Annotated in this window: 27 protein-coding genes and 1 riboswitch; of the genes, 11 read left to right on the top strand and 16 right to left on the bottom strand. The window is 38.4% G+C overall.

The genetic code is table 11. From position 1 onward, the window contains the following. Nucleotides 1-4 precede the first annotated feature (4 nt). On the top strand, nt 5-868 hold the full coding sequence (locus VP97_RS19095) for an SDR family oxidoreductase (RefSeq protein ID WP_050183750.1): 864 nt from the start codon (nt 5-7) through the stop codon (nt 866-868). 208 nt (nt 869-1,076) lie between these two features. Here VP97_RS19095 and VP97_RS19090 read toward each other — a convergent pair whose 3' ends face one another. The 7 genes from VP97_RS19090 to VP97_RS19065 all read right to left on the bottom strand — a co-directional run bounded on the left by VP97_RS19090 (nt 1,077) and on the right by VP97_RS19065 (nt 6,453). Next, a complete protein-coding gene (locus VP97_RS19090; RefSeq protein WP_050183749.1) occupies nt 1,077-2,435 on the bottom strand; it encodes an amino acid permease in 1,359 nt (452 codons plus the stop codon). Nucleotides 2,436-2,595: 160 nt separating this feature from the next. After that, nucleotides 2,596-2,676: riboswitch (glycine riboswitch) on the bottom strand. Between the two features lie 382 nt (nt 2,677-3,058). Continuing rightward, nucleotides 3,059-3,259, bottom strand: coding sequence for a hypothetical protein (locus VP97_RS19085; protein ID WP_050183748.1), 201 nt, complete (start codon nt 3,257-3,259; stop codon nt 3,059-3,061). After that, nucleotides 3,249-3,422 carry a hypothetical protein gene (locus VP97_RS24030; RefSeq protein WP_156153559.1) on the bottom strand — a complete coding sequence of 58 codons (174 nt, stop codon included), beginning with the start codon at nt 3,420-3,422 and terminating at the stop codon, nt 3,249-3,251. The genes VP97_RS19085 and VP97_RS24030 overlap by 11 nt, the downstream gene beginning before the upstream one ends. A 116-nt stretch (nt 3,423-3,538) precedes the next feature. Next, on the bottom strand, nt 3,539-3,937 hold the full coding sequence (locus VP97_RS23475; protein WP_172656813.1) for a zinc ribbon domain-containing protein: 399 nt from the start codon (nt 3,935-3,937) through the stop codon (nt 3,539-3,541). Between the two features lie 443 nt (nt 3,938-4,380). Next, nucleotides 4,381-5,388, bottom strand: coding sequence for an S-layer homology domain-containing protein (locus VP97_RS19075; protein ID WP_050183746.1), 1,008 nt, complete (start codon nt 5,386-5,388; stop codon nt 4,381-4,383). Between the two features lie 189 nt (nt 5,389-5,577). Next, nucleotides 5,578-5,706, bottom strand: coding sequence for a hypothetical protein (locus tag VP97_RS24795; RefSeq protein WP_281175121.1), 129 nt, complete (start codon nt 5,704-5,706; stop codon nt 5,578-5,580). A gap of 489 nt (nt 5,707-6,195) precedes the next feature. Then, complete coding sequence (locus tag VP97_RS19065) at nt 6,196-6,453, bottom strand: hypothetical protein (RefSeq protein ID WP_050183744.1); 258 nt, start codon at nt 6,451-6,453, stop codon at nt 6,196-6,198. Nucleotides 6,454-6,726: 273 nt separating this feature from the next. Between VP97_RS19065 and VP97_RS19060 the strand changes: the two genes are divergently transcribed. From VP97_RS19060 to VP97_RS19045, 4 genes are all read left to right on the top strand, one after another. Beyond that, nucleotides 6,727-6,996, top strand: coding sequence for a hypothetical protein (locus VP97_RS19060; RefSeq protein WP_050183743.1), 270 nt, complete (start codon nt 6,727-6,729; stop codon nt 6,994-6,996). A gap of 86 nt (nt 6,997-7,082) precedes the next feature. Beyond that, nucleotides 7,083-8,363, top strand: a complete 1,281-nt coding sequence (locus VP97_RS19055) for an ATP-binding protein (protein ID WP_050183742.1) — start codon at nt 7,083-7,085, stop codon at nt 8,361-8,363. A gap of 269 nt (nt 8,364-8,632) precedes the next feature. Further along, nucleotides 8,633-8,836 (top strand): hypothetical protein, encoded by a 204-nt coding sequence (locus VP97_RS19050; protein WP_050183741.1) that lies wholly within the window; start codon nt 8,633-8,635, stop codon nt 8,834-8,836. A 275-nt stretch (nt 8,837-9,111) separates the two neighbouring features. Then, entirely contained in the window at nt 9,112-9,384 is a 273-nt protein-coding gene (locus tag VP97_RS19045; RefSeq protein WP_050183740.1) for a hypothetical protein, read from the top strand. A 263-nt stretch (nt 9,385-9,647) separates the two neighbouring features. On the opposite strand, the gene VP97_RS19040 is transcribed toward VP97_RS19045, so the two are convergent. Together VP97_RS19040 and azlC are read right to left on the bottom strand one after the other, a co-directional pair. After that, nucleotides 9,648-9,980 carry a branched-chain amino acid transporter permease gene (locus VP97_RS19040; RefSeq protein WP_050183739.1) on the bottom strand — a complete coding sequence of 111 codons (333 nt, stop codon included), beginning with the start codon at nt 9,978-9,980 and terminating at the stop codon, nt 9,648-9,650. Then, complete coding sequence (gene azlC / locus VP97_RS19035; RefSeq protein WP_050183738.1) at nt 9,977-10,687, bottom strand: azaleucine resistance protein AzlC; 711 nt, start codon at nt 10,685-10,687, stop codon at nt 9,977-9,979. The genes VP97_RS19040 and azlC overlap by 4 nt, the downstream gene beginning before the upstream one ends. A gap of 239 nt (nt 10,688-10,926) precedes the next feature. Here azlC and VP97_RS19030 point away from each other — a divergent pair, with 239 nt between their 5' ends. Continuing rightward, the gene (locus VP97_RS19030) at nt 10,927-12,315 is read left to right on the top strand and encodes an aminotransferase-like domain-containing protein (protein WP_050183737.1); all 1,389 of its coding nucleotides are present in this window, start codon (nt 10,927-10,929) and stop codon (nt 12,313-12,315) included. 249 nt (nt 12,316-12,564) lie between these two features. On the opposite strand, the gene VP97_RS19025 is transcribed toward VP97_RS19030, so the two are convergent. From VP97_RS19025 to VP97_RS19005, 6 genes are all read right to left on the bottom strand, one after another. After that, nucleotides 12,565-12,867, bottom strand: a complete 303-nt coding sequence (locus VP97_RS19025) for a hypothetical protein (protein ID WP_050183736.1) — start codon at nt 12,865-12,867, stop codon at nt 12,565-12,567. Nucleotides 12,868-13,109: 242 nt separating this feature from the next. Then, nucleotides 13,110-13,286, bottom strand: coding sequence for a hypothetical protein (locus tag VP97_RS24025; RefSeq protein WP_156153557.1), 177 nt, complete (start codon nt 13,284-13,286; stop codon nt 13,110-13,112). Nucleotides 13,287-13,302: 16 nt separating this feature from the next. Further along, entirely contained in the window at nt 13,303-13,530 is a 228-nt protein-coding gene (locus VP97_RS19020) for a hypothetical protein (RefSeq protein ID WP_156153556.1), read from the bottom strand. Nucleotides 13,531-14,045: 515 nt separating this feature from the next. After that, nucleotides 14,046-14,324, bottom strand: coding sequence for a hypothetical protein (locus VP97_RS19015; RefSeq protein ID WP_050183734.1), 279 nt, complete (start codon nt 14,322-14,324; stop codon nt 14,046-14,048). Further along, complete coding sequence (locus VP97_RS19010; protein WP_050183733.1) at nt 14,321-14,629, bottom strand: IDEAL domain-containing protein; 309 nt, start codon at nt 14,627-14,629, stop codon at nt 14,321-14,323. Before VP97_RS19010 ends, VP97_RS19015 begins: the two co-directional genes overlap by 4 nt. A gap of 1,305 nt (nt 14,630-15,934) precedes the next feature. Next, complete coding sequence (locus VP97_RS19005; RefSeq protein ID WP_082220454.1) at nt 15,935-17,062, bottom strand: NAD(P)H-dependent flavin oxidoreductase; 1,128 nt, start codon at nt 17,060-17,062, stop codon at nt 15,935-15,937. 468 nt (nt 17,063-17,530) lie between these two features. On the opposite strand from VP97_RS19005, the gene VP97_RS19000 reads away from it, so the two are divergent. Then, on the top strand, nt 17,531-17,893 hold the full coding sequence (locus VP97_RS19000) for a VOC family protein (protein WP_050183731.1): 363 nt from the start codon (nt 17,531-17,533) through the stop codon (nt 17,891-17,893). Between the two features lie 147 nt (nt 17,894-18,040). On the opposite strand, the gene VP97_RS18995 is transcribed toward VP97_RS19000, so the two are convergent. Further along, on the bottom strand, nt 18,041-18,934 hold the full coding sequence (locus VP97_RS18995) for a sigma-70 RNA polymerase sigma factor region 4 domain-containing protein (RefSeq protein ID WP_050183730.1): 894 nt from the start codon (nt 18,932-18,934) through the stop codon (nt 18,041-18,043). A 255-nt stretch (nt 18,935-19,189) separates the two neighbouring features. Between VP97_RS18995 and VP97_RS24975 the strand changes: the two genes are divergently transcribed. The 4 genes from VP97_RS24975 to VP97_RS18975 all read left to right on the top strand — a co-directional run bounded on the left by VP97_RS24975 (nt 19,190) and on the right by VP97_RS18975 (nt 23,065). Further along, nucleotides 19,190-19,453: a YqcI/YcgG family protein gene (locus tag VP97_RS24975; protein ID WP_156153554.1), complete on the top strand. Its 264-nt coding sequence runs from the start codon at nt 19,190-19,192 to the stop codon at nt 19,451-19,453. Nucleotides 19,454-19,526: 73 nt separating this feature from the next. Further along, nucleotides 19,527-20,399 carry a YitT family protein gene (locus tag VP97_RS18985; RefSeq protein ID WP_050183728.1) on the top strand — a complete coding sequence of 291 codons (873 nt, stop codon included), beginning with the start codon at nt 19,527-19,529 and terminating at the stop codon, nt 20,397-20,399. A 1,163-nt stretch (nt 20,400-21,562) separates the two neighbouring features. Then, on the top strand, nt 21,563-22,108 hold the full coding sequence (locus VP97_RS18980; RefSeq protein ID WP_050183727.1) for a MerR family transcriptional regulator: 546 nt from the start codon (nt 21,563-21,565) through the stop codon (nt 22,106-22,108). A 288-nt stretch (nt 22,109-22,396) separates the two neighbouring features. Beyond that, the gene (locus tag VP97_RS18975; RefSeq protein WP_050183726.1) at nt 22,397-23,065 is read left to right on the top strand and encodes a type 1 glutamine amidotransferase domain-containing protein; all 669 of its coding nucleotides are present in this window, start codon (nt 22,397-22,399) and stop codon (nt 23,063-23,065) included. Nucleotides 23,066-23,113: the final 48 nt, after the last annotated feature.

Here is a 23,113-nt window from a genome sequence, read left to right as displayed (position 1 = left end):
ATTAATGAAAATTTTAGTAACTGGAGCAACAGGAAAATTAGGTTCAAAGGTTGTAGAATCATTATTGAAATTAGTACCTGCAGGTAATCTGGTGGTGAGTGTCCGAAATCCAGAAAAAGCAGAAGGGCTTCGTAATCGTGGAGTGGAAGTTCGTCAAGGAGATTTCGACCGTCCGGAAACATTAGATAATGCTTTTAAAGGGATTGACCGATTATTAATTATTTCTGCCGATGGTGACAATGAAACAAGAATCCAGCAGCATGCTAATGCTGTCCAAGCAGCTGAACGTGCAGGGGTAAAATTTATTGCTTACACAAGTTTAGCCAATGCAACAGAAAGCAAAAATTTAATGGCTCCACCTCATGTTGCGACAGAGGCAGCCATTATTAAAACGGGCATCCCCTATTCTTTCTTACGTAACAATTGGTATTTGGAAAACGAAGCTGGAAGCATTCAAGGTGCTATTGCAGGAGCTCCATGGGTGACTTCTGCTGGAGAAGGTAAAGTAGGATGGGCTCTGCAGCAAGATTACGCAGATGCAGCGGCAGCAGTTCTTGTTGGAAACGGGCACGAAAATACGGTATATGAACTTTCCGGTCCTCTTTTAACTCAAGAAAAATTGGCATCTGCTCTTGGAGATGTATTGGGTAAAGAGATACCTGTCCAACAAGTTAGTGACGAAAAATATGAAGAAATCATGAAAGGCTTAGGTTTACCTGATTTTGTGCTTCCAATTGTAGTAGGAATTCAAGAAAGCATTCGGAACGGTTCACTAGAAGTTAAAAGCAATGATTTTGAGAAAGTTCTCGGTCGTCCAGTTACTCCAATTAACGAAGCCCTCAACCAGCTTGTTCATGTAATTTCATAAACAAAATAAAATGTATTAAAAAGGAGTTTGGGACAAAACCCAGTAACTAAGTGAAAGAGGTCCGGGCGATGGGTTATACATTCACCCGGACCTCTTGTTTTATTTAACATTTTTTAATTTGGATAAGAATGGGCGTTTTTCACTAATTTCTGGAAGGCTATAACCCATTATAAAAGAGATCAGGCACCCATTTATTGTTGATGTATACTCAGATTTTGCCGTGTTTCTCCTTGTTTCTTTTATTCCAGTATAAGATAAATAATAAAATAAACCATAAAGGAGTCAGCAATAAGGCCGGTCGCGTTTCCTCAGAAACCATCATAATCATGAGAATTATCGCAAACAACGCCAGGACAACGTAATTGATAAATGGTGTGAATGGTGCTTTAAATGTTGATTTCGACTGCAATTGCGGATGTTTTTTCTTATACCTTACATGGCAAACAAGAATCACACCCCAGACCCAAATAAAACAAATGGCACTAATTGTTGTTACAATTCCAAAAGCTTGTTCCGGTATAAGCTTGCTTAAAAGAGCTCCTACCGATACGACAATTGTCGATGTTAATAATGCGTTACTTGGCACATGATTTTTATTTAGTTTTGCAAAATTGGCCGGGCCCTGATTATTATTGCTTAAATTGTACAGAATCCGGCTTGTTGAAAACATTCCACTGTTACAAGCAGAAGCAGCTGATGTCAATACGACAAAGTTAATAATTCCTGCGGCAACGGGAATACCGATCAAACTAAACGTTTTAACAAAAGGACTTTCTGCAGCATTTAATTCCGTCCATGGGTTAATGCATAGCAGGACGATCAATGCGCCAACGTAGAAGAAAAGAATCCTCAAAGGAATTTTATTAATAGCTGATGGAATGTTTTTCTCCGGGTTAGATGTTTCTGATGCCGAAACACCGACTAATTCCACACCGACATAGGCGAATACAACCATTTGGAATGATAATAAGAAACCTGACATTCCATTTGGAAAAAATCCTCCGTGCTCCCAGAGGTTTTGAACCGTTACCGACCCTGCATCGGTTTCGTATCCCATCACCAGCAAAATAATGCCAATGCCGATTAATGCGAGAATCGTAATAACCTTTATTAAAGCAAACCAGAATTCCAATTCTCCAAAAAGCTTTACCGTTAATAAATTGAGTCCTAATAAAATGATTAAGCAGACCACCGCTGGTATCCATTGCGGAATATCGAACCAATATTGTACATACACGCCAACAGCAATTACATCAGCCATCGCCGTCATAATCCAACAAAACCAATACGTCCATCCTGTTACAAACGATGCCCATGGTCCAATGTAGTCTTCGGCAATATCTGTTAAAGATTGATAACCCGCTTTAGATAACAGAAGTTCTCCCAACGCTCTCATCACAAAGAAAAGAGCAATACCGACGATTAAATAAGCAAAGATGATCGAGGGGCCAGCCATTTGGATCGCTTTACCAGACCCTAAAAATAAGCCAGTACCAATGGTGCCGCCAATTGCAATAAGTTGAACATGACGGTTTGATAAATCCCTCTTTAATTCTCGTTGTTCCAAACCTACTTCCTCCTTACGATCAATGAAACCTTGCATGTGAAACGATGAGCAATAAATGAAGCCATAAAAAAAGAGACTGGATGCTCTCCAATCTCGTGGTCATAAGAATAACAAATAATACTTGTTGCACTAACTATTGTCAGCATAACAAATAAATATTCAGTACTCTTCTGTCCTTTTGCCTGAGATTGTGAACCCTTCGGCGCCGCAGAATTCCCGCGGTCTCTCCAGAAGCTGCTCCTGCTATAGTGTGACCCACAGCAATCATAGCCCTTATTTATTCAATTTTTGATAGGTACAATTGTTTCGGATAGTTTTTAATTCTAGTAGTAGTTAAATCTTTTGTCAATAGCAAAAATAAATTTTATACTTTTTCTCATTTCGTATAACCCTCGCGACTTAGAAATATGAGGCAAATTTGCAAAGATTGTTCAGCTTGCAGTTAAATACAATTCCAAACCGCCTTACCGCCCTTTTGCAAAATAAAAACCGTTCATGATCAACGGTTTTGTTAATAGCGACTATTGCAATCCTCTGTCCTTTTCTAACAATTCTACCAAGTTATCGGGCTCATCATCTATCATTATTTTTGACATCCAGCCCAACAATTTGAGCATGATCTTTTAATAATTCTTCGGTATGATAGCGGCTTCTAATGTGACCAACGTTCCTCCGTCCTCTTCAGACAAAATATACCTTGAATAGTTTTCTCCTTCTTTTGTATAGCCTTTCACAGTTGTGCTATAAGGTGCATGAAAACTAACCAGCTCCGTATCAACAGGAAGCTGTTTTTTTCCAACTTTAGATACACTTTTATATTTCACGCCAGGTATACCATGCATTCTTATCTTCTTCAGAATCATAAATATTCTCGACAAATAAGGAATTCCATTCTTTAATTTTTTCATCATCTGTTAAGTAAGCAAAAACTTCTTCGATCGGGGCCTCAATTACCTTAAAAATTGTAAATACAACCATTTCCTGCAATGGACTTTATCCTCATTTCGTCTATAATGTTTACCAATTTTGACTTCTCCCACGGCTAAAGCCGCAAGCCCTTCACCTTGCGGTGAGACGGGTGGGATTCTTTAAAAGAAGTTTGGTCAGATGACCCTTATTCTTAGTAGGCGAGCCAAACGCCCTCTAGCTTGTAGGATTTCACAATCCGCCAAGTTACTTTTACGTAGAATATTTAAAGCTCCATTAATGTCAGCGTTTAGTTCGTATTCGGAAGCAGTACGATACAGACCGCGTTTAATACGTTTTCCGCTGAAAATATATTTTTCTTTTTCGTCCGGATTCCAGCAAGGTATTGTGTCATTATCAAAAAAAGACGCTTTACTTGTGTAGGATTCTTCCTGTTCTTTGTATTCAATTCCGTAACGCTCACAAAGATTAGACAGTTGCTCCCGCAGGTTCCCAAACGGAATTTGAACAAACTGCTGGTTATTTTTTTTTGCCGATATTGATCGAACGTTTAAAATCTTTGTTGTAACCCACAACAAGACGACCTATTTTGTTTTCCAGGCAGTAGTTAACAATGAATCGTGCGCTTTTTTTAATATAGTCGTTTATTTGGCGGGTTCTCTTTACTGTTATAGAATCCATTTGTTTCGTATATTTCTTTCCCTGCTTCATGGCAATGGTATGAAAATGAAATAGTATAGTAGTCAAAATGACCATCCTTTTGTGCTGCTGACTCCACTCTTCATATCATTTCAAGTGCATACCTGACTGCATCAACGGGATCGTTATTTTTATCCAGATAACGGCTTTTTACTACACCTTCATCTCGCTTCGGATATTCTGGTCCTGCCGCCTTACATCACCGCCAGCTTCCTTTGTTTGTTTTGAAGCAAAGAAAAAAGCACCCGCCAGCATTAGTGAGTGCATCCTTCTTTTTACGATATTTGTAAATATGAAAATGATAAACTAAAAAATTTATTCAGTACGTAATGGTGAACTCTGCTACACCGAATGTATTCTTGATTCTGTATTCTCCTGCTGTTATTAGTGTTCTAAACCTATCAAACGAAACATTCACTTTCATGGTTTCGCCAGCTCCTATTTGTGGCACATCAGTAGGATACATGATTCCGTGATTCTCTCTTATCTCCAGCCATTTATCTCCTTGTTTCTTCTCTAGTATATATTGGTATCTGTATCCGTAGGGGAAATCTTCTTTATTAACAATTGTCAGGCTTATACCTGTATCAGATGATAAACTATAGCTTTCCTTGTCTGCTTTCATTGTTATCCCGTCTGGTGGAGAAGGGCGGTCACCGCCAGAAGATGGCGATAAAGCCGGATCACTCAGACGGGCTACCATGATCGCAAGCTCGCCTCGTTTTACCGGGTCATTTGTGCCAAACCGGTCAGACGTTTTTCCATGAGTAATGCCTGTAGCCACTAGTTTGTTGATGGCCTCCGCGTACCGCCCTGTTGCGTCTGTAAAATGATGTGCCGGCTCGGTTGGTGATACCAACACATCCGCATAAGCTCTTGAGAGAATAATTGCAGCTTCTCCTCTTGTGATCGTATCATTGGATCCAAAAACAGTTTCTGTTTTTCCATTTACTACTTTATTAAATTGGAGATAGCCAATCGCCTGTTTGGCGCGGCCTGGAACATCTTTAAATGTCAACCACTTCTCCGGTATAGGGCGCTGCTCTTTTCTAAAACCCATACCGCGTGCAGCGACCACTCCAGCATCCACACGCTTGATCGTCTGGCTCCATCCGAATTGATCCGTACTAACCCCATTTAGAAACTTGTTTTGATAAAGAGCTAAAACGCTTTCCATGTGACCTTTAGGAACATCAGTAAACGGGAATTCAGCTGTAGGTTTTGCATAAATCGGCATGAAGTCTGCCGCCTCTGCTGGCGGGCTAATTGAAGTAAATACCGCTCCTGCAAGTGCAGCCGTAGCTATAATACGAGGTACCTTTTTCATTAATATTTCTCCCCCACTCTTTTTAACAGATTTTCTCATTAATTGATATGCCCTACAGTATAACAGAAAGGCCACTTGGTCTGGTACTACAGCTTCAACCAATTTCGAATCCAGCGTGTAAGTCCCTGTTCGATGAGCCCTGCGTCTTGCATCAGGATGTCGCCCGGACACCGTCCATTGAATCGCAAACTACACTTCGCTGATCATGCTGTTAATGAGCGTCTTATCCTGAATATCCTGTTCTAACAATTCCTTTTTGGCTTTAATAGCAGTTTTTATTTCCTTTAGCGCACGGAACTCATGAATAAGCTTTTGCATGTGGAACCCTCCCATATTTGTAGGCGCTACCTTTTCCGCATCGTAATGTTTTATGTTTTGCTCATCAAATCGTACAAATCCCATTCAGTGAGCTTTTCTGGCACCGGTATTGGATTCACTTTCTCCCACTGCCGCAGCTGCTATTTCATTGTTTTCATCTTCAAAGCTCCTTTTAGCCAATAAAAAAGAACACCAAACGAACGCCGCATGTGCGTTTATTCAGTGTCCTCAAGGTTTCCAGTAAACATATTTGATTAATTACAATACACTATTCTTTTGATTTTTATATAAAAATTGTTTTATGCTTTCCGCGAAGTTATTGCATATTATATAAAGATTTATCTACGTAAAACAAGTGCTCCCATATTGCATGGTGCTTATCAAAGGTTTGGAATGTAGCACAATAGCACTTATTAAAAGGCTGTCTGTCATTCATATATTCGTGCGTGAGAAACCAAAGGATTTAAATAAAGAGATATTTTATATAGTTTACTTTTCTTTTTTTTCACATTTCTTTTTCATCATTTTTTTCATCTCTTTTTTCATCATCTTCTTCATCATTTTCTTCATCATTTTCTTCATCATCTTTTTTTCCCACTTGTCTTTGTCTTTGTGGTTTTTAGGGCCATCGCCTTTGTAATGTTTGTCTTTGTGGTTTTTGTGGTCATCGCCTTTGTGATGTTTGTCTTTGTGGTTTTTGTGGTCATCACCTTTGTGGTGTTTATCCTTGTTTTTATTCTCTTCCATATAATATCCCCCCTTTCTTGTTTTACTACTATTAGACTATGAAAAAGCGCTGGATTTGTTTATAGACTTTGCCTAAAACTCAAGTTATATATGATCTTTTTTTTTGATCTCTTTTGTTTTACATTTTTCTACCTTACCTCTATCCCTTTATCGGGTTTTAACGTAAAGCTAACAAAATAAAAACCCTGGAACTACGAGATCAGTTCCTTAAAAGTGCGCGAGAAAAAAAACAATTATCGCAAATTGAAGCCACGAAAATTTTAGAGATTTCTAATGGAACACTTTCTGGTTATAAAAGGAACTGATCTGGATACCGGAATGCTCGAAAAAACGGCTGATTTGTATGATGTTTCAATTGATTATCTCCTCAGCAGATCAAACACAGAAAAATATGAAGTTAATGATGAAAAAGAGATGATTGCTTTTTTCAAGAATCCAGAGCTAAATTTTTTCTTTTGGGCTTTCCTTCAGTTTCAAAAAATATCTTGTCGTGATTTGTCGATCAAATTATGTAGAGTTCCCTCTTTTTTTGTAGGAAAATGAAAAAGAATACCTACCTCGAATAATTTGATTTTATCGAAAATTAAAAAAAATTATATATATTGGTTTTTTAAATTGGAGCTGGTTAATTGAGTACCTTGTTTGATAATATTCAGACCTTTTTGTTAAATGTTTTCTTACTTTATTTTTGTTACTCTGTTTATTTTAAATTCATTGAAAAAAAATCGAATAAATTAACAAATGTAGCTATGATTGCCCTTATCTCCGGGATTGCGATTATTTTATGTATGACATTCCCCGTTATGCTCCCGAACGGTTATACAGCTGATTTCCGTCAATTTCCCCTTATTTTAGGCGCACTGTATGGAGGGCGTAGAGTTGCTGTTTTTTTACTATTTGTCCTGCTGTCTTATCGCTTTTATCTAGATATTCCTAGTTTTGAACAAGCTTTTTTCATTTATTCTCTGTTCATTTTTTTATTGTGTTACATTATTCCCCGGTTTAATAAGACCATTAACATTCAAAAGAAAGTTTTACTTGCTGTATTAGCATTTCTCTTAGGAACTATTGCTAGACTAACGATGCTCTTCTTGTTTTTACCAGAATACATCAATCTGTATTACTTTGGATTATTTATTTCTTCCGCCATCCTTCAATCTTTAGGTGTCATGCTGTTTGTATTCTTTATTGAAAGAGCAAGAAAAGAGGCAGTTTTAGCGAAAGAAATTAGCAAGCTTGAAAAGCTAAAAACAGTCAGTACATTAGCAGCAAGTATATCCCATGAAGTACGAAACCCGCTGACTGTCACGAAAGGGTTTCTTCAATTGCTGGATGATTCAGATCTTCGGGATCAGGACAAGAAACACTACATAAGCACAGCCTTAGAGGCAATAGAAAAAGCCGAGTCTATCATCACTGATTACCTTACATTTGCAAAGCCATCATTAGAAAATACAAAGATATTAAATTTACATCAAGAGCTAATACATATCAAAGGTTTTGTTGAATCTTATGCCGTTATGAATAATGTAGAAATTGAAATGAGTTTAGAGGAAAACATATATATTGCTAGTGAAAAGGAAAAACTTCATCAGTGCCTTATCAATATTATAAAAAATGGAATCGAAGCAATGCCTCAAGGCGGAAAACTAACAATTGAGCTAAAGTATTTTAAAAGCAATGCCACAATCAATATAACAGACACAGGAGTTGGCATGAATGAGGAACAACTTGAGCGTTTAGGCAGCCCTTTCTTTACCACAAAAGACCTGGGCACCGGTCTGGGCTCAATGGTTGTCTACAGTATTGTAAAAGCTATGGGCGGCGAGATATATGTTGATAGTGCTCCAGGAAAAGGCACAAGTTTTACTGTCATTCTTTCAACTGCTGAGGAGGCAGAAATAAATTGAAATTTAGTCAATAAAAGACCTGCTATTTAAGTGCAGGTCTTTTACTTTCCCACTCATTTCATGCTTACCTCTTTATAGTATATTATGCTATACATTCTCATAATGGTACATTGGAAAAGAAGTGTCCCTTATAGCTTATAACGAAATTGCAAGAAATGTGATTTTTTAGTTAATCACACGCTTAGTTAGTATATCAACAATTCACGGTTTTATTCTGAATAATTGACTATAGAATGCGTATCCTATTCCTGCTTAGGAGGTGAAACTTTATGACGAATCAAAACAATAATCAAAACCAAAACAATAACAAAGGCATTGCAAAGAGCATTAAGAACACGGCAGGATCTGCATTCGAAACGATGCACAATGCTTTAGAAACAACAGAAAACGTTGCTATGAACACAGTTGATGCAGCTAAAAACGCTACAAACAATTTAACCGGCAACAACAAAAACAACCGAAACAATCGGTAATGAATGAAAGATGAAACGCATTTATTTCGCGTTTTTTCATTATTTCTACACTGAGTATCAGCAGCCACAAAATGCCCTGGACTCAAAGATCCAGGGCATTTCTGGTGATATATAATGTTATTATCCCTTCTTTTTTAACCTTCTTGTTCTTTTTTAAAAAGGACCGGCTTTCCAAAATTCACTCCATTCTTTCCTGATTGCTCTATGAATAAAAAAGCAAGGGCTTTTCCATAGTAAAGGCGTACTGTTATTTCATACGACAAGGAGGGTTTGCTATGGTAGACCATACAGACATGAGCTGGAAAAATAAAAATGTGATTACTCAATTGCACAATTCTGTAGATAACGTAGCGCTGACTGTAGAAAAAGCTCAATCGCACCCTACCCGGCAATTGATTCAACAAGCACAAAATGCGATTGAACATGCGGACAACGCTCTCAATGATGCACTACAAAACAGTGAACATCAAGAGCCTGTTGACCGGCTTCAAGAACAGCTCAGTCAAAATAAAGAACGTCTGCAGCAGCTTCGTCCTGCAGAAGATTAATTAAAATCTGTATGTATTTATGTGCAGCATATGGTTTTCATACTTGAAACAGGTGACAGAACGCCCTTTTTTATGATGAATACTTACTTACAGTAACATTTGCTGCTTCATGTAAAGAAACCACAATTTCCTGCAAAAAAAGAACCAAACCTTGAATTAAGGTTTGGTTCTTCTGTCAAGCTGACAGGTTATATTATTCCATTTATAAAAAGAAGGAGTATTATTCAAAATAAAAAGAGCGTCAGAATTTTTCTTCCTTTTTATTAAAAAACGAGCTGTACCAACAACATATAGACGATGGTGCCGCCTGCCATTGATAAAAGCATCTGTCTTTTCCAAAAGTGGAGTGCGGCAACCACTGCTACGGCTATCAATTCAGGAACACCATGACTACCGGATAATAAATTCACATCCTTAAAGCAGTAAATCACCAGAAGCCCAAGTACTGCTGAGGGTAAGACTTTACCAAGATACTGAATATACTTTGGCGTCGGTTTACCTGACGGGAAAAGAATGAATGGCAGAAACCTTGTGAGCATGGTTCCCAAAACAACCATAGCGACTGTGATGATCTGCTGTGCTACACTCATTGTCATGCCGCTGCCTCCATTTTCTCTAAAGGTTTTCTCAGAACACTAAGAACACCTAAAATTGCCATCATAGCAGGAATAATAAAATCGCTGCCGCCAAAAATCATCAAACTGACAGCAGAGAGACCAAGCCCTGCAAGAGCACTATGGTGCTTTTTCTCTTTCATCCACTGTTCAATAAAAATAACCACAAAAAGAGCCGTCATTACAAATTCCAATCCCTCTGTATTAAATTGCACAAGTGATCCGAAGACACCACCAATCGCTGCGCCCATGACCCAATACAACTGGTTAAGCAGTGTGACAAAAAACATAAACCAGCCCTTGTCTATTTCTTTTGGAGCATCCACTGTGTAATTAATAGAAAACGATTCATCACACAGCCCATAAATCAAATAAAACTTCTTTTTCCCAGTTCCTTTGTATCGATCCAGCATGGAAAGACCATAAAATAAATGCCTTGCATTTACCATCAAAGTTAAAAACAGCGCATTCATCGGATTAAACCCGGCAAGCAAAAGATTGGCTGCCACAAACTCCATTGATCCTGCAAAGATGAATAAACTCATCAAGATCGGATAAACAGCACTGAATCCCAGTGAATTCATATAAATGCCATAAGCAATTCCTAAAAACAAAAAGCCTGCAAAAATAGGAATCGTATAGGGAACAGCCGCAAGAAAAGCATCCCACACCTGGTCTCTTTTTTTCATATCGCTCACTTCCTTATAGACCGAATTTTATTTTAATGTAACATAGAAAATCCATACAAAAAATAAGAGAATTGTATGCATTACAATTCTCTTTAACCAAAATAAAAAACCGTTATCTTGATAATATAACGGTTTTGAGCCCTGCTTTCTTTGCTTTTTATCTTACTGGTTCTCTGTGAGAGTTCCATACAATTCATGATATGATTGTATGGAATGAACACATAAGGGTGGAGGATCGCATGCCGGTAAACTCATTTGAACATTATCCCATGTCTTGGAAACCAGATAAACGAGCATTAAAGCGGCCTTTTTATCAGTCTATTGCCTCTCTTCTTGAGCAGGATATCGTAAATGGCTTTTTAGCATCAGGAACCAAGCTGCCTCCTCAGCGGGAGCTGGCAGATTTTCTTGATTTAAATTTCACGACGATTACCCGCGCCTATACTTTATGCGAGCGAAAGGGATTGATTTACGCAGTTATGGGAAGCGGCACTTTTGTTTCACCTAATGCGGCCCGTTCTATTGCTATTTCAGCAAATGAAACCACGAGCTGGATTGATCTTGGTTTTGTTGCTTCTTTTGAACAGACCAATGAGATTGTAGCAGAAGCCATACAGAAAGTTACGGAGAAAAAGTATTTGAATCAGCTGCTGAACTATAATGATCCAACGGGTATTCCGCATCAAAAAACCGCCGGGCTTAACTGGATGGAACCATTCGGTATTCGTGCAGACCAGGAGCATACCACAATTGTGTCCGGCGCACAGAATGCACTGGCCATCACATTAACAGCCCTGTTTGAGCCAGGCCATCGTATTGCAACCGATTTGTATACTTTTTCAAACTTTATCGAGCTGGCCAAAATGCTTCATATTCAGCTCATTCCTATTCCTGGAGATGAATGTGGGATGCTGCCACATGAATTGGAAAAACAGTGCAGCCAGGTAGACATTCACGGTATTTTCCTTATGCCTTCCTGCGGCAATCCGACTACTGTGATGATTTCAGACTTTCGGAAGCGTGAGTTAGCAGAGGTGATCCGCAGATATAGTTTAATTTTAATTGAAGACGACGTCCATGCATTTCTGACGGCTGGAATCATTTCTGATTACGAGCAGCCTATGTTTAATTTGGTTCCAGAACAGAGCGTTTATATTTGTGGTACCTCCAAGTCCATATGTTCAGGATTAAGAGTTGCTTATATGGTTTACGGGGACCCTCTACGCAAAAAAATATTGCAGGCCATTTTTAACGTTAATGTAAAAACATCTTCTTTAGATGCAGAGGTGGTGACAGAGCTTATTTTATCCGGCAAGGCTCAAGAAATCGTCTCCCATAAAAAACAGCTTGCGCAATCAACCAATGATCTATATTTGGAGTATTTTCCATTACAAAAGAATGTTGGTCATCCACTTAGTTTTTATCGCTGGCTTCCCATTGAAGGACGTACCGATGGATTACAGCTGGAAACAGATTTGAAGAAGCATGGGGTTCGGGTTTTTCATTCCGATCGTTTTCTTAGCGGGCAGACGACCCCTGAGAAGTATCTGCGTATTGCGCTTTCTTCTACAAATTCATTAGAAGAGTTGAAAATGGGGCTCAATATACTAAAACAGTATACTGAATGATTCGAAACCTACTTAAATCAATTCAGTATACTGCACTGCTTATATGACGTTTTTGACGCTGGCTTTCGATTTTAGCAGCACTGTCAGCTTTATTAAGGGGAAAGTAGTTGAGTTTTAATGGTTTAGAATGGTTCATATTTTTGCTCAATAAGGACATGTTGCTCGTTAAAAACAAGGATCATTTCTTTTGAAAGAAAGTTTGACATAAATGCTTGCTTCGTGCCAATAAGAAAAGAAAAAAGCAACCTTTTAGACGGTTGCTTCCTTTATTTCATATTTTAAAGGCCTTATAACCTCTTTTTTGTTAGGCGTCTCTTCACCCTGCCGGTAATACTGCGGCAATGGTGTTAATTCTCCAGTAATAAACAGCTTTTCCCGTTCCCTGGACAGAGCTACTGTATCAGGTTTAATGCCAAGCATTTCTAAGATGTTTTCTGTGTCTTCCTCTTTTAAATAAATTTCTTCATATGAATGCTCCGGGTTGCTTATATTGATAAAGTCTACGACTTCAAAACCCTTTTCCACTAAATCTTTTACTATATCTTTCTTCACCAAACCATCTCCTTTCCTTACAATAAATTCGATAGCAGGACATCATTTCCTGCAACGTGAATGACTAATCCGTTGTATGATTGTTCAGGCGCGGTGAACATAAAGGAAACAAAACGGAAAAATGATTTATTTCATTTTTACTTCAACGGCTGCTTTCATCTTCAATACCCCTTTTTCCGACAAATAAAAAAGACACGAAACAAACGCCATCTGCGTTTATTCAGTGCCCTGGTTTTTCAAGCTTATTCAAAATCTCCTTTTGAATGCACTATCTGTTTTCCTCTTGAAGAGAATCTGTTACCTACACGCTTGTCCGCTTCTCTTACATACGCTGGGCGCTTCGCTTCAAACTTCTTGCAGTATGCTTTCATCTCCTCTGGAGTCCATTGCTGCTCAATTATTGGTCCACGGTGTGCCATTCTTATTTTCCTCCTGTCAATTTTTTAAACCATTGCTTGCCCCCGTTACTAACGTCAGATCAATTAGGGCTCCCCTGCCACAATGCTTGTCCTCAAGATCACTGATTGGTTCCAGCTGCTCTTTTGTAAAAAATACCGGGTGCCCGTTTTCTAAATTGAAATTTCCCGCTTTTGACCTGTGTCCCCTTTGCGATTTCGATTTTATTTCCATAAAATCTGCTTTGCACCATGAAACTGACATCACTGATGATGATCCTGCGACCCATTTTTACTTTTCTTTATTCACCTGCTCTTCTCAAAATGTTCACCTCCAGTTACTTACTTTCTTTATTTCTTCTTTTTCATAAATTTATTCATTTTAAGAAGGGTAGGTATTGTCGTACTATCATCCTTTAAATGGGATACGATCGACTTTGCTGTCAGGATCATCTCAGCTACGTTAGGGGGGATTTTCATCCCATTATAAAACCCTGTGGCCTCCTGTCGGTTATCGTCCCTAACCGCGGATACGGTGCTACTCAGCACATCAATCCCAGCAGTCGTTTTTATCTCTACAAGAGCACCCCGGCCTGTTAAAATCGTAGTGTTGCTACTTTTTAAAGAGCCGGGAAGTTGCTCTCATTTTTTAAATTTTTCATTTGAATACTTCGTATACGTGTATAAAGAACACTGGAATTGGAAACGCTGTTATTAGACCCACATCCAACTCCTATAACTCGTAACCTTGCCGGCAGTCAGGTTCCAACCTGGCTGTCTTTTTTATGCAATTTCCTGTCGTTTCTTCGCTTTCCCTGAGCCGGCCAGGTAGAAATGGAGGATAACGATACAAATATCCTCCCCAGTTACACTCTGATTTACATACCGCTCGTATTGCTGCTTGTTCGATCGTGTCAGACAAAGATCATTTCTTTTTTCACTGCTTTTCGTAGAACAAAGAGCATCGCCCTGTTCTGCTTCTTTACTATGACGGCCGCTTTGACTCAAACCTTTCATACAATAGGCTTTTACTCCTTCTGATGCCCATCGATGTTCAATCACTTTTCAGCGGTATGCCCCTTTTTTACTCCTCCCGTTAATTCTTCAAACCATTTCTTATCCTTTGTCGCAAGTGCTAGATCAATGAGCGTTGTTTTGTCCTGTATATCATCCAGCAGTGTACCAAGGGGCTCTAGACGATGCTCTTCAAACAGTAACTTCGTTGGCGTTCCCCATTTCATTTTATTGTTTATAATTCTTCCTACTATCGCCAGCTCAACTTGACTGCGATGATTACTGATGCGACTGACATATCCGATGACTGTAAAGTCTCCAATTTTGGCTATTTTCCACTCTCCGATCTCCAAGGCTGTCTCCCCCTTTTGAATAAGCAAAAACATAAAAATGTATTAGGGGTGAAAAGACGGTAAACTCATGGATTTTCCTGCAATACATGCAAATTTTCAGACCTCTGTTATAGTGGTTTCTGCTGTCCTGGTTCTAATGCTGCTCCAAAATCTTTTTATTTCCTACACCATTCGTTCCATCAACAGTTATGGTATGGTAATCCGCTTACTAATTTCAATTTTTATAAGCTACAGAGGTCATTTAGTTGCTGGCTTGTTTATGGGATGATTTTATGCTTCAAAAGCCGCAGTTCTGACACTTCTTTTAAAACAACGATTCTGTCCTATCTGAAAAAAGTGAGACATGAGTAATATGCGTAACTTCACTGTTCAACAAACTATATTTCACTTGCTCCAGAGCAGCCACATATCATACATTTACCCAGATATCCTTTTGCACATATCAGAAGTTTTTGAAGTAACGATTGGTAATTGCAAGCGTTACTGTTTTCATCCAATCATGCACCTCAAACTTCTACTGTTTCACCTTACAACTGTTCAATATTATCCCATTAAACATAAGGTCACCACTTCGCTTCCACTCCCCCTATTTATATTCTATTACCGCTGCTCCCTGCCCGCTCCCCTGCTCTAGAAGCCTTTTTCATGGGCCATTTTTATTTTCGTCAATAAATTTTATGGATGTTCATATTGATTTCTTAGAACAAAGTCAGCTGCCTAACCTGTACACTCGGTACTCTGAAACTTTTAAACCAATGGACTGGCTAGCAGCCCCATGCAGCTTTTACTTGAACGGCTTATCATTGCTTCAAAATAACGAATAAAGTGACCCGGGTAATAAATACTAAAGGTTTTAATACTTTACACTTGATCAATTTGAATTTCAGGAGTATGATTCTTTCATTACCTAGAAAATTAGAAATGGAGGAGATAAAATGCATTGGCTGCGTTTAATCCCTATCGCCTTTTTCTCTTTATCAGCTTTTTCGCTGCTTACATTCCAGGCTGAAGGAATTATACATTCTATTCAAGAATTTATGGCGTTTTATAAACAGAAGTCTTAACGACTTTTATAAAAATCCCTTAAGAGGGATTTTTTTTATTTTCTCTATCCACTATAAACCGTTTCGTTTACTTATCGACAATAAATAAGCAAGCAGGAAAAAGGCTCATGATCAGGACGGAGTCATCATGAGCCTTTTATGATTTTTAGCGTACAAATTGAGAAATAAATTTTTATTATAAAGAAATATAGTTAAACTAAATCGTTAAGTAAAATAAAAAACCAGTAAAGAGCTGCGTCAATTACGATACAGTTATATTTATTTTTTGGACTTCAGTTATCATATCCTTCATTAATCTTTCAACCGTTTGATTTTTGGCCAGCCTTGGACTCTGACCAGACCAGAGTGACATAAAGTCTTGATTGTTTTGCTCGCTGCCTGCTTTTCTAATCACTTGAGTTAATAGGTTTTGAACAGGAAAATCGGGCACCAGCAACTCGTGCTCCTGCATATCTAAAATAAATTTATTTTTAATGCCTCTTGCCCATTTACCAGAAAAAGCCCGCGTAAATGTCACCTGGTCTTCGGCCCCCTTCAAAATAGCTTCCTTATGCACTTTATGGGCCCCGCTTTCCACGCAGGTTAGAAAAGCTGTACCCATTTGTACACCCTGCGCACCTAAACAGAGGGAAGCCATTAATCCTCTCCCATCCATAATGCCTCCAGCGGCAATAACCGGAATGCTTACATGGTCTACAGCCTGCGGAATAAGTGACATTAAGCCAACTAAACTCTCCTGATGCTCATCTATAAAGTTACCGCGGTGACCGCCCGCTTCACTGCCCTGCACAACCACCATATCCATTCCCAATTTTTCATTTTCAACCGCTTCTCTAACTGTCGTAGCTGTCCCTATAAGCGTGATGTTATGCTGTTTTAATTTGGCTATCACTTCCTTGGAAGGAACACCAAATGTAAAGGAACAAATGGGAACTTTTTCTTCAATGACAACCTTCACCTGCTCCATAAAGCTTTCAAAAATAGTGTTGAATTCGGGAATATCAAAGCTGTCTGCAGGCTCTACATTTAATTGCTCACGAATTGAGTGTAATAGCTGATCAGCGGATTTGACCGCATCCTCCGTGATGTGAAATTCGTTGGGTACAAATAAATTGATGCCAAAAGGTTTTGATGTTAACTGCTTGATTTCTTTAATTTGTTCTTTTGTTTGAGCAGGCGTCAGATAGCCCGCCCCAATCATTCCCAGTCCTCCAGCACTGGAAACCTCGGCCACTAATTTCGAAGTAGTAATTCCGCCTGCCATAGGAGCTTGTATTATCGGATACTGAATGTTCAAACGTTTTGTCAATTCATTATGTAACATAACTTCCACCCCGTCGTGTTTATTTTGTCCAGCTATGATTCTCATTAAAAGAAAATTACTTGCAGTTAAAAGATATCATTATTTCTGCTCGAGCACCTAATGTATAGGTGACTGTGTTCCGTTGGACTTTCTCTCAACCTGAACCACCGATAAAAAACCTGCTCTGACTAATATAACGCCTATAGCTTTTACCTATCAAAAAAGCAAGCCAATGTTGTAGCAAGCACAGCAATTCTCGCGAATATAGCCCCATACAAATTAAAGTCTAAAGTCAACGTGAGAGCTGAAAATGCCATATCGAAGGCCTGCAGGGTCATAGTCATTATTAAGAATTTGACGGATCCTTATTTTTAAGAGTCAGGATCCGTCTGGATGTTTTTATTGAAAGAAAGGAAGACCACTATGCAGGTACTTTGATTATTCTTTATCCAACTCAAGATTCCGTTAGCTTCATATAGCTTCATAAGAAAATCCTTGATATGATACAAGGGAGCTAAAAATGGAGGTTTTATCATGATTCAAAAAATTGCAACAGTTGCTGTTTATGTAGAGGACCAACAAAAAGCAAAAACGTTTTGGTCAGAAAAAATAGGGTTTGAAGTAGTGGCTAACCATCCAATGGGGCCAAATTCCTTTTGGCTTGAGGTAGCACCAAAAGGAGCTGATAGTCATTTAGTTATCTATCCCAAAACAATGATAAAGGGTTCAGAAAATATGAAAGCATCTATTGTTTTTCAATGTGATGACATTATAAGTACATACGAAAAGTTGAAAGCAAATGGTGTTGAGTTTTTAGGTGAACCACAAAAAATGCAATGGGGTACATTTGTTCAGTTCAAAGATGAAGACGGGAATGAGTTTTTGTTAAAACAATAATTTTTTACTTCGCAGGTTCAAACAACTAACGAACCTGCTTTTTTCGTTTTTCTTCCACTAACCTTTACGATTTATTGATTAAACTACCGGCCGGTTTACCCACAAATGTAAATCGAATACATCTCCTATGTTAATACAGCTTTTCAGTTAGCTTACTTTTTTTGCTCTTCTCAATCGCTCCAAACGTCTTTGAACACCTCTTGCAGAACGACCCATGATTTCTCCAATTTGTTTTTGTGTATACCCTTTCGAATAATACATTTGCCAAAGCCTTGCGTCCTCTTCAGCAGTCCAATTGCGATTTTCTTTTTGCAGGTGATTCATAAAGTTGCAATGTCTTTGCTGCTGGACCCATTCCGGCTCAGGAATCAAAGTATTATTAGAAACACGAGACCAGTTGATCCGTTCTTTATTTTCTTCCGCCCATTTCCAAAACGGCTGGACTTCGATCATAGTAAATATGCGTGTTTTAATCACTGCCTCGTAACAGGGCATATCATACTTTTGAATCCAGTTGTAAACAGTATGAACATCTACTTTGAGTTCAGCGGCCAAATCATAAGTCGTGAGATCACCATTGTTAGACCTGCCACCATAAATGCCAAGACGGTTCAGCCTTCCTTCTACGGCTCCTGGTGTTCTTTTAAGTTTTTTGGCAATAAAAGAAATAGGCTGTTTCCCGTATCGCTGAATCATGTAGTCATCTTCCTCTGCTGTCCACCTGCGCAGAGGATTCTTTCTTTGCAGCTTGAGAACTTTAATGCGAGTAGCAATAGAGTTTACAGGTCTGCCCAGCCGCTCAGCAATCTCCACGTTTTTCATATTATTTAGATTTTCCGCAAGAAATAAATCCTCTTCCTTACACCAGGACTTTCGCTGACGCGTTTTTTCAGTACGAAGCTTTAACCTTATTACCCGCTTGTTCACAGACTCTTTGCTGCGGCCGCCTAAATGGTGTCCAATTGCTTCTAGCGTCATTTTACAAAGATTCTCTTTTAAAAAATGATCTTCTTCTTCTGTCCAGAATTTTGATTTACTCATCACTATCACCTCGGTTAAAAACATAAACTTTTCCTATAAAACGGAATACTTTACAGCTATCAGTATTTCCTTTGAAAAAGGTATTTAAAATGGTTTGTTATTGGATGAACAATAGAAACATTAGTTCTATTATAGCACAAACGTTCGTTTATTCAACTATTTTTGTATGTTTTCATTATTTAATAGCCTAGGTCCTTACATAAATAGTCTTATGTATAATCAAATTGTTCACGGGTAAAAAAATTCTTAGCTAAAATGGAGGATAAAGAAAAAACCTTTCCCTGCATTCCCGCAATGACAGGATTCACTCAAAATCAGCTGATATACAGTTTCCAGGGGGCTTACTCTGTCAAAGCATTAAGGAGTTATACGGGAATTTCAAAGGCTATTGGTAACTACACATCTTTGATTAACTTTCTTGAAACGCCAGAAAACATGAAGGAAACGTATACAGAGAACTTAACGCTCATAAGGTGTAGAATCTCACCTGCTCTAGCTTTGGAGGTGCCAAATTTATAGGACTTAGCCATGAATTATGCTTGTTATTTATGGTAAGCTTAAAGATGACAAAAGATTTGAAAAGAGGAATTAGATGAGTAAAGTTAAAAAGTATAAGCCCAACAAACTTAAAATGATGATGCGAGGATTATTAGTCATCCTTGGGGGAATTATAGCCGCATACGGACTAGAAACAGTATTAATCCCAAACAACGTATCGGATGGGGGCGTGACAGGTCTTAGTATCGTAGGTTCACAACTATTTGGATTGCCATTAGGTGTGCTGATTGCAGTTCTTAACATTCCTTTTATCTGGTTAGGATATAAACAAATTGGAAGAAGCTTTGCCATTTTTTCAATTATCGGAATCGCTTCACTGGCTGTTGGTACAGTTCTTATGCACCATACTCCCGCTATTATTGAAGGCGATACGTTATTAGTTACAGTTGTGGGTGGTATTATCCTTGGTTTTGGAATGGGATTAGCCTTACGTAATGGCGGTGCATTGGATGGAATTGATATGCTTGCCGTACTGCTTTCTCGAAAATTACCGTTTGGAACCAGTGATCTTATACTTTTCTTAAACATTTTTGTATTTATTATCGTTTCCACTGTATTTGGCCTGCAAGGGGCTATTCTTTCGGCCATTGCTTACTTTATTGCTTCTAAAGTTATACATATTGTAGAAGAAGGTCTAAGCGGCTCTAAAACCTTCCAAATTATCACCATTGAATCTGACTTAATGGTAGAAACTATACGTGACCGCTTAGGCCGTAGTGCCACTTATAAAGAAGCGTACGGTGGTTTTTCCCATGAAAAATTCAAAGAAATCACATGTGTCATTAACCGCCTGGAAGAAACCAAGCTAAAGGAAATCATCAATGAGATTGACCCAGGAGCTTTTGTGACTGTGTATGACGTAGCAGAAGTTAAGGGTGGTAATTTTAAAAAGAATGATATTCACTAAATATAAAAGCCGTAAAATTTTTATTGAATTTTTCAACAAAAGCATCCTTTTATCAATATATTTTGTTAAAGGGATTGATTCCATAAAGTAAGACAAACGAAAACATCTCTACGTTGAAAAACGGTCATGTACGGACCTTAAAAATCAACTGAGAGGTGTTTTTTGTAGATATGAGAGTTAAAGGAAGATGAAGGTTATACAACTGAGATTGGTGGATTGACCATTAAAAAAGTGATGAACGAATTAAAAAAAGAATTTCTTTTAAAGAGCCGGCATTGACAAGGCAGTGAATGTTAAATAACTGGCTTTGCAATTAATAATTGATAGTCCGAACCAATCATTCAATCCAAAAAGCCCCGTTCTTTAGAAAGAAGGACGCGTTTTATTTACCCATTTACCCTGTATAATGTACTGTATGTTGCTTTATTAAAAATGTTAGCGCTATACGAAAGCGAGCCCCCGACCTTTATGAAGACCAGGGGCTCGTTTATTATTTTCTAGGTACTGGACAAGCCAGTATTATTATAAAAGTTTAAAGTAATAAAAAAATACAATTCGACCTTCCCTCGTACTGGCCCCACCTACGCCATATACATTGATAGCCACTCTTGCTATCCTACCCAATTATTATATTCTTTTATTACTCTACTTTGCTATACCCTAAATAACAAAGGATAAATCCATTTATTGCGCTTTTTTTACTTTTTAAATATAACATTGTTTTATCTTTATCTCTCCAAAAATTGTTTATAAAAATAAGCCTGGGAATCTAAACATTGCAACACCAGCAAAAGCACGGTGAATTGATAAGTAACTTCCAATGGTAAGAGGATTCAGGAAGAATCAGATCATAAAGGCAGCAAAGTACATGACAAACAACATGATAATTAATTAAATAAAATGGGATAAGCGGCTCCCCATTCTGTGAAAAGCGATAAGTGGTTACCTACTTATTTTTAAGAATTTTAATATGTTCTAAAACCTCTAACCAAACGACAAATTTAGTTAAAGGACATTCTCTGCATACACCGAACTTAACACATATATGAAAGAACGTACCTGAAAAGCTAGTTGAGATTCATGACATACCTTTAGAAGAGCAGTGTACCAGACTTGTTATTAGGCACGTGCGTTGAAACCTATCTTGAAAGGATGATGGAATCATGACTCAAACAAAAGAACAATGTATGGAAACTCCAACGGAACATGTAGAGGAAATGCGTTTAACTGTAAAAGAAGCTGCTAAACAGATCAACGAGAGTCCCGGTGTCGTCCGTAACTGGCTAAGAGAGCTGAAGCCTTATATTCCTACAGTTCAGGGAGAAAATGGCTATAACTATTTTGATGAACCTGCTTTACAAAGGCTGCTGCTCATCCGTAAACTAAACCGCGAACAAAATTACTCCCTTAAACAAATTGAATATTACTTTGCTACAGGGGAAACACAAATAAAACCTGAACTTGTACAGGAAGAGCCCTCAAGTGGAATTCGAAAAGATTTGGCGGTCATTATGGAACGTATGGAACGACAGGAGCAGTTTAACCAAGCACTCGTTACAAAATTAGACGAGCAGCAACAGTATATTAAGGATTCGCTAAATAAGCGGGATCAGCTTCTTCTGGAATCTTTAAAAAATACGCAGGAAGCTAAAAAAGCAGAAATAAAAAAGAAGCGTTTTTTCAAATGGTTTTCTAAAGAAAACGAATAAGGCGCTGCCCCTGCTATACACATATTATTTTTCAATGGTTCGCCCGCTCAAAAAAGCGCTGTCCTTCAATCAGAAGGACAGCGCTTTTTTATCACGTTTGTTCACATAGCCACTTTTTACTGTAACTACAAAAGCGGTTTAAAAGCCGGAGCAGAAATTCTATACTATTAAGCTATTGAATTCCTTCGCTGTTTCTTTTCCCATCATATACTTTGAAAAATTGTTTAAAAAGACGTAGAAAGGATAACTTGTTTATGGAGAGTATGACAACAAAAGGAGGAACTACTTTTGGCTAAAGTGTTAGCAGTACTATCAAGCGGGTTTAAAGATGCAAAAAATAATTATGAAACCGGATGGTGGGGAGAAGAATTATTTGCCCCGATGGAGCTGCTTGAAAAAGCGGGGCACCAAGTAGACTTAGCTTCTCCATTAGGCGGCAAACCCGACATTGACAAACATAGCTTAGCGAAAGAATATGATCCTGAAGGGAAATATAAAACGTTATATGAATCTGGAAAAGCGGACCATACAACGGCTCTATCTGAAATAAACCCCGATAAATATGATGCTGTGCTCATCGTAGGAGGCCATGGTGCTATGTATGATCTGGCTAAAAGTGAAGAGCTACACCAAATTATTAACTTCATTTACGATAACGGAAATATTGTGTCTGCCGTATGCCACGGACCCGCTCCTTTAATTTGGACAAAGCGCTCTGACGGCAAAAGCATTATTTCCGGCTTACGTGTTACTGGATATCCGGAAGCGATGGAACCAGAAGGTCTCCCAAATATTCTGCCGTACAGCCTTGAAGGAGAAATGAGAAAGATTGCGGATTATACATCAGAAGAAAAAGTAGTATGGGGAAATGAACAGCTGCTGACCGGACGCGATCCCTTTTCTTCTGAAGCATTGGGTGAAGAGTTGGTTAAAGCTCTTGAAAAAAGAAACAAATAAAGGCTTTAACAGAAAATACAAAAAGAGGACAGCTTCCGCTGTCCTCTC

The sequence above is a fragment of the Domibacillus robiginosus genome (genome assembly GCF_000966195.1).
GTDB lineage: Bacteria > Bacillota > Bacilli > Bacillales > Domibacillaceae > Domibacillus > Domibacillus robiginosus.
Note: the sequence above shows the minus strand (reverse complement) of the source record. Positions and strands in the feature narration are given on the sequence as shown.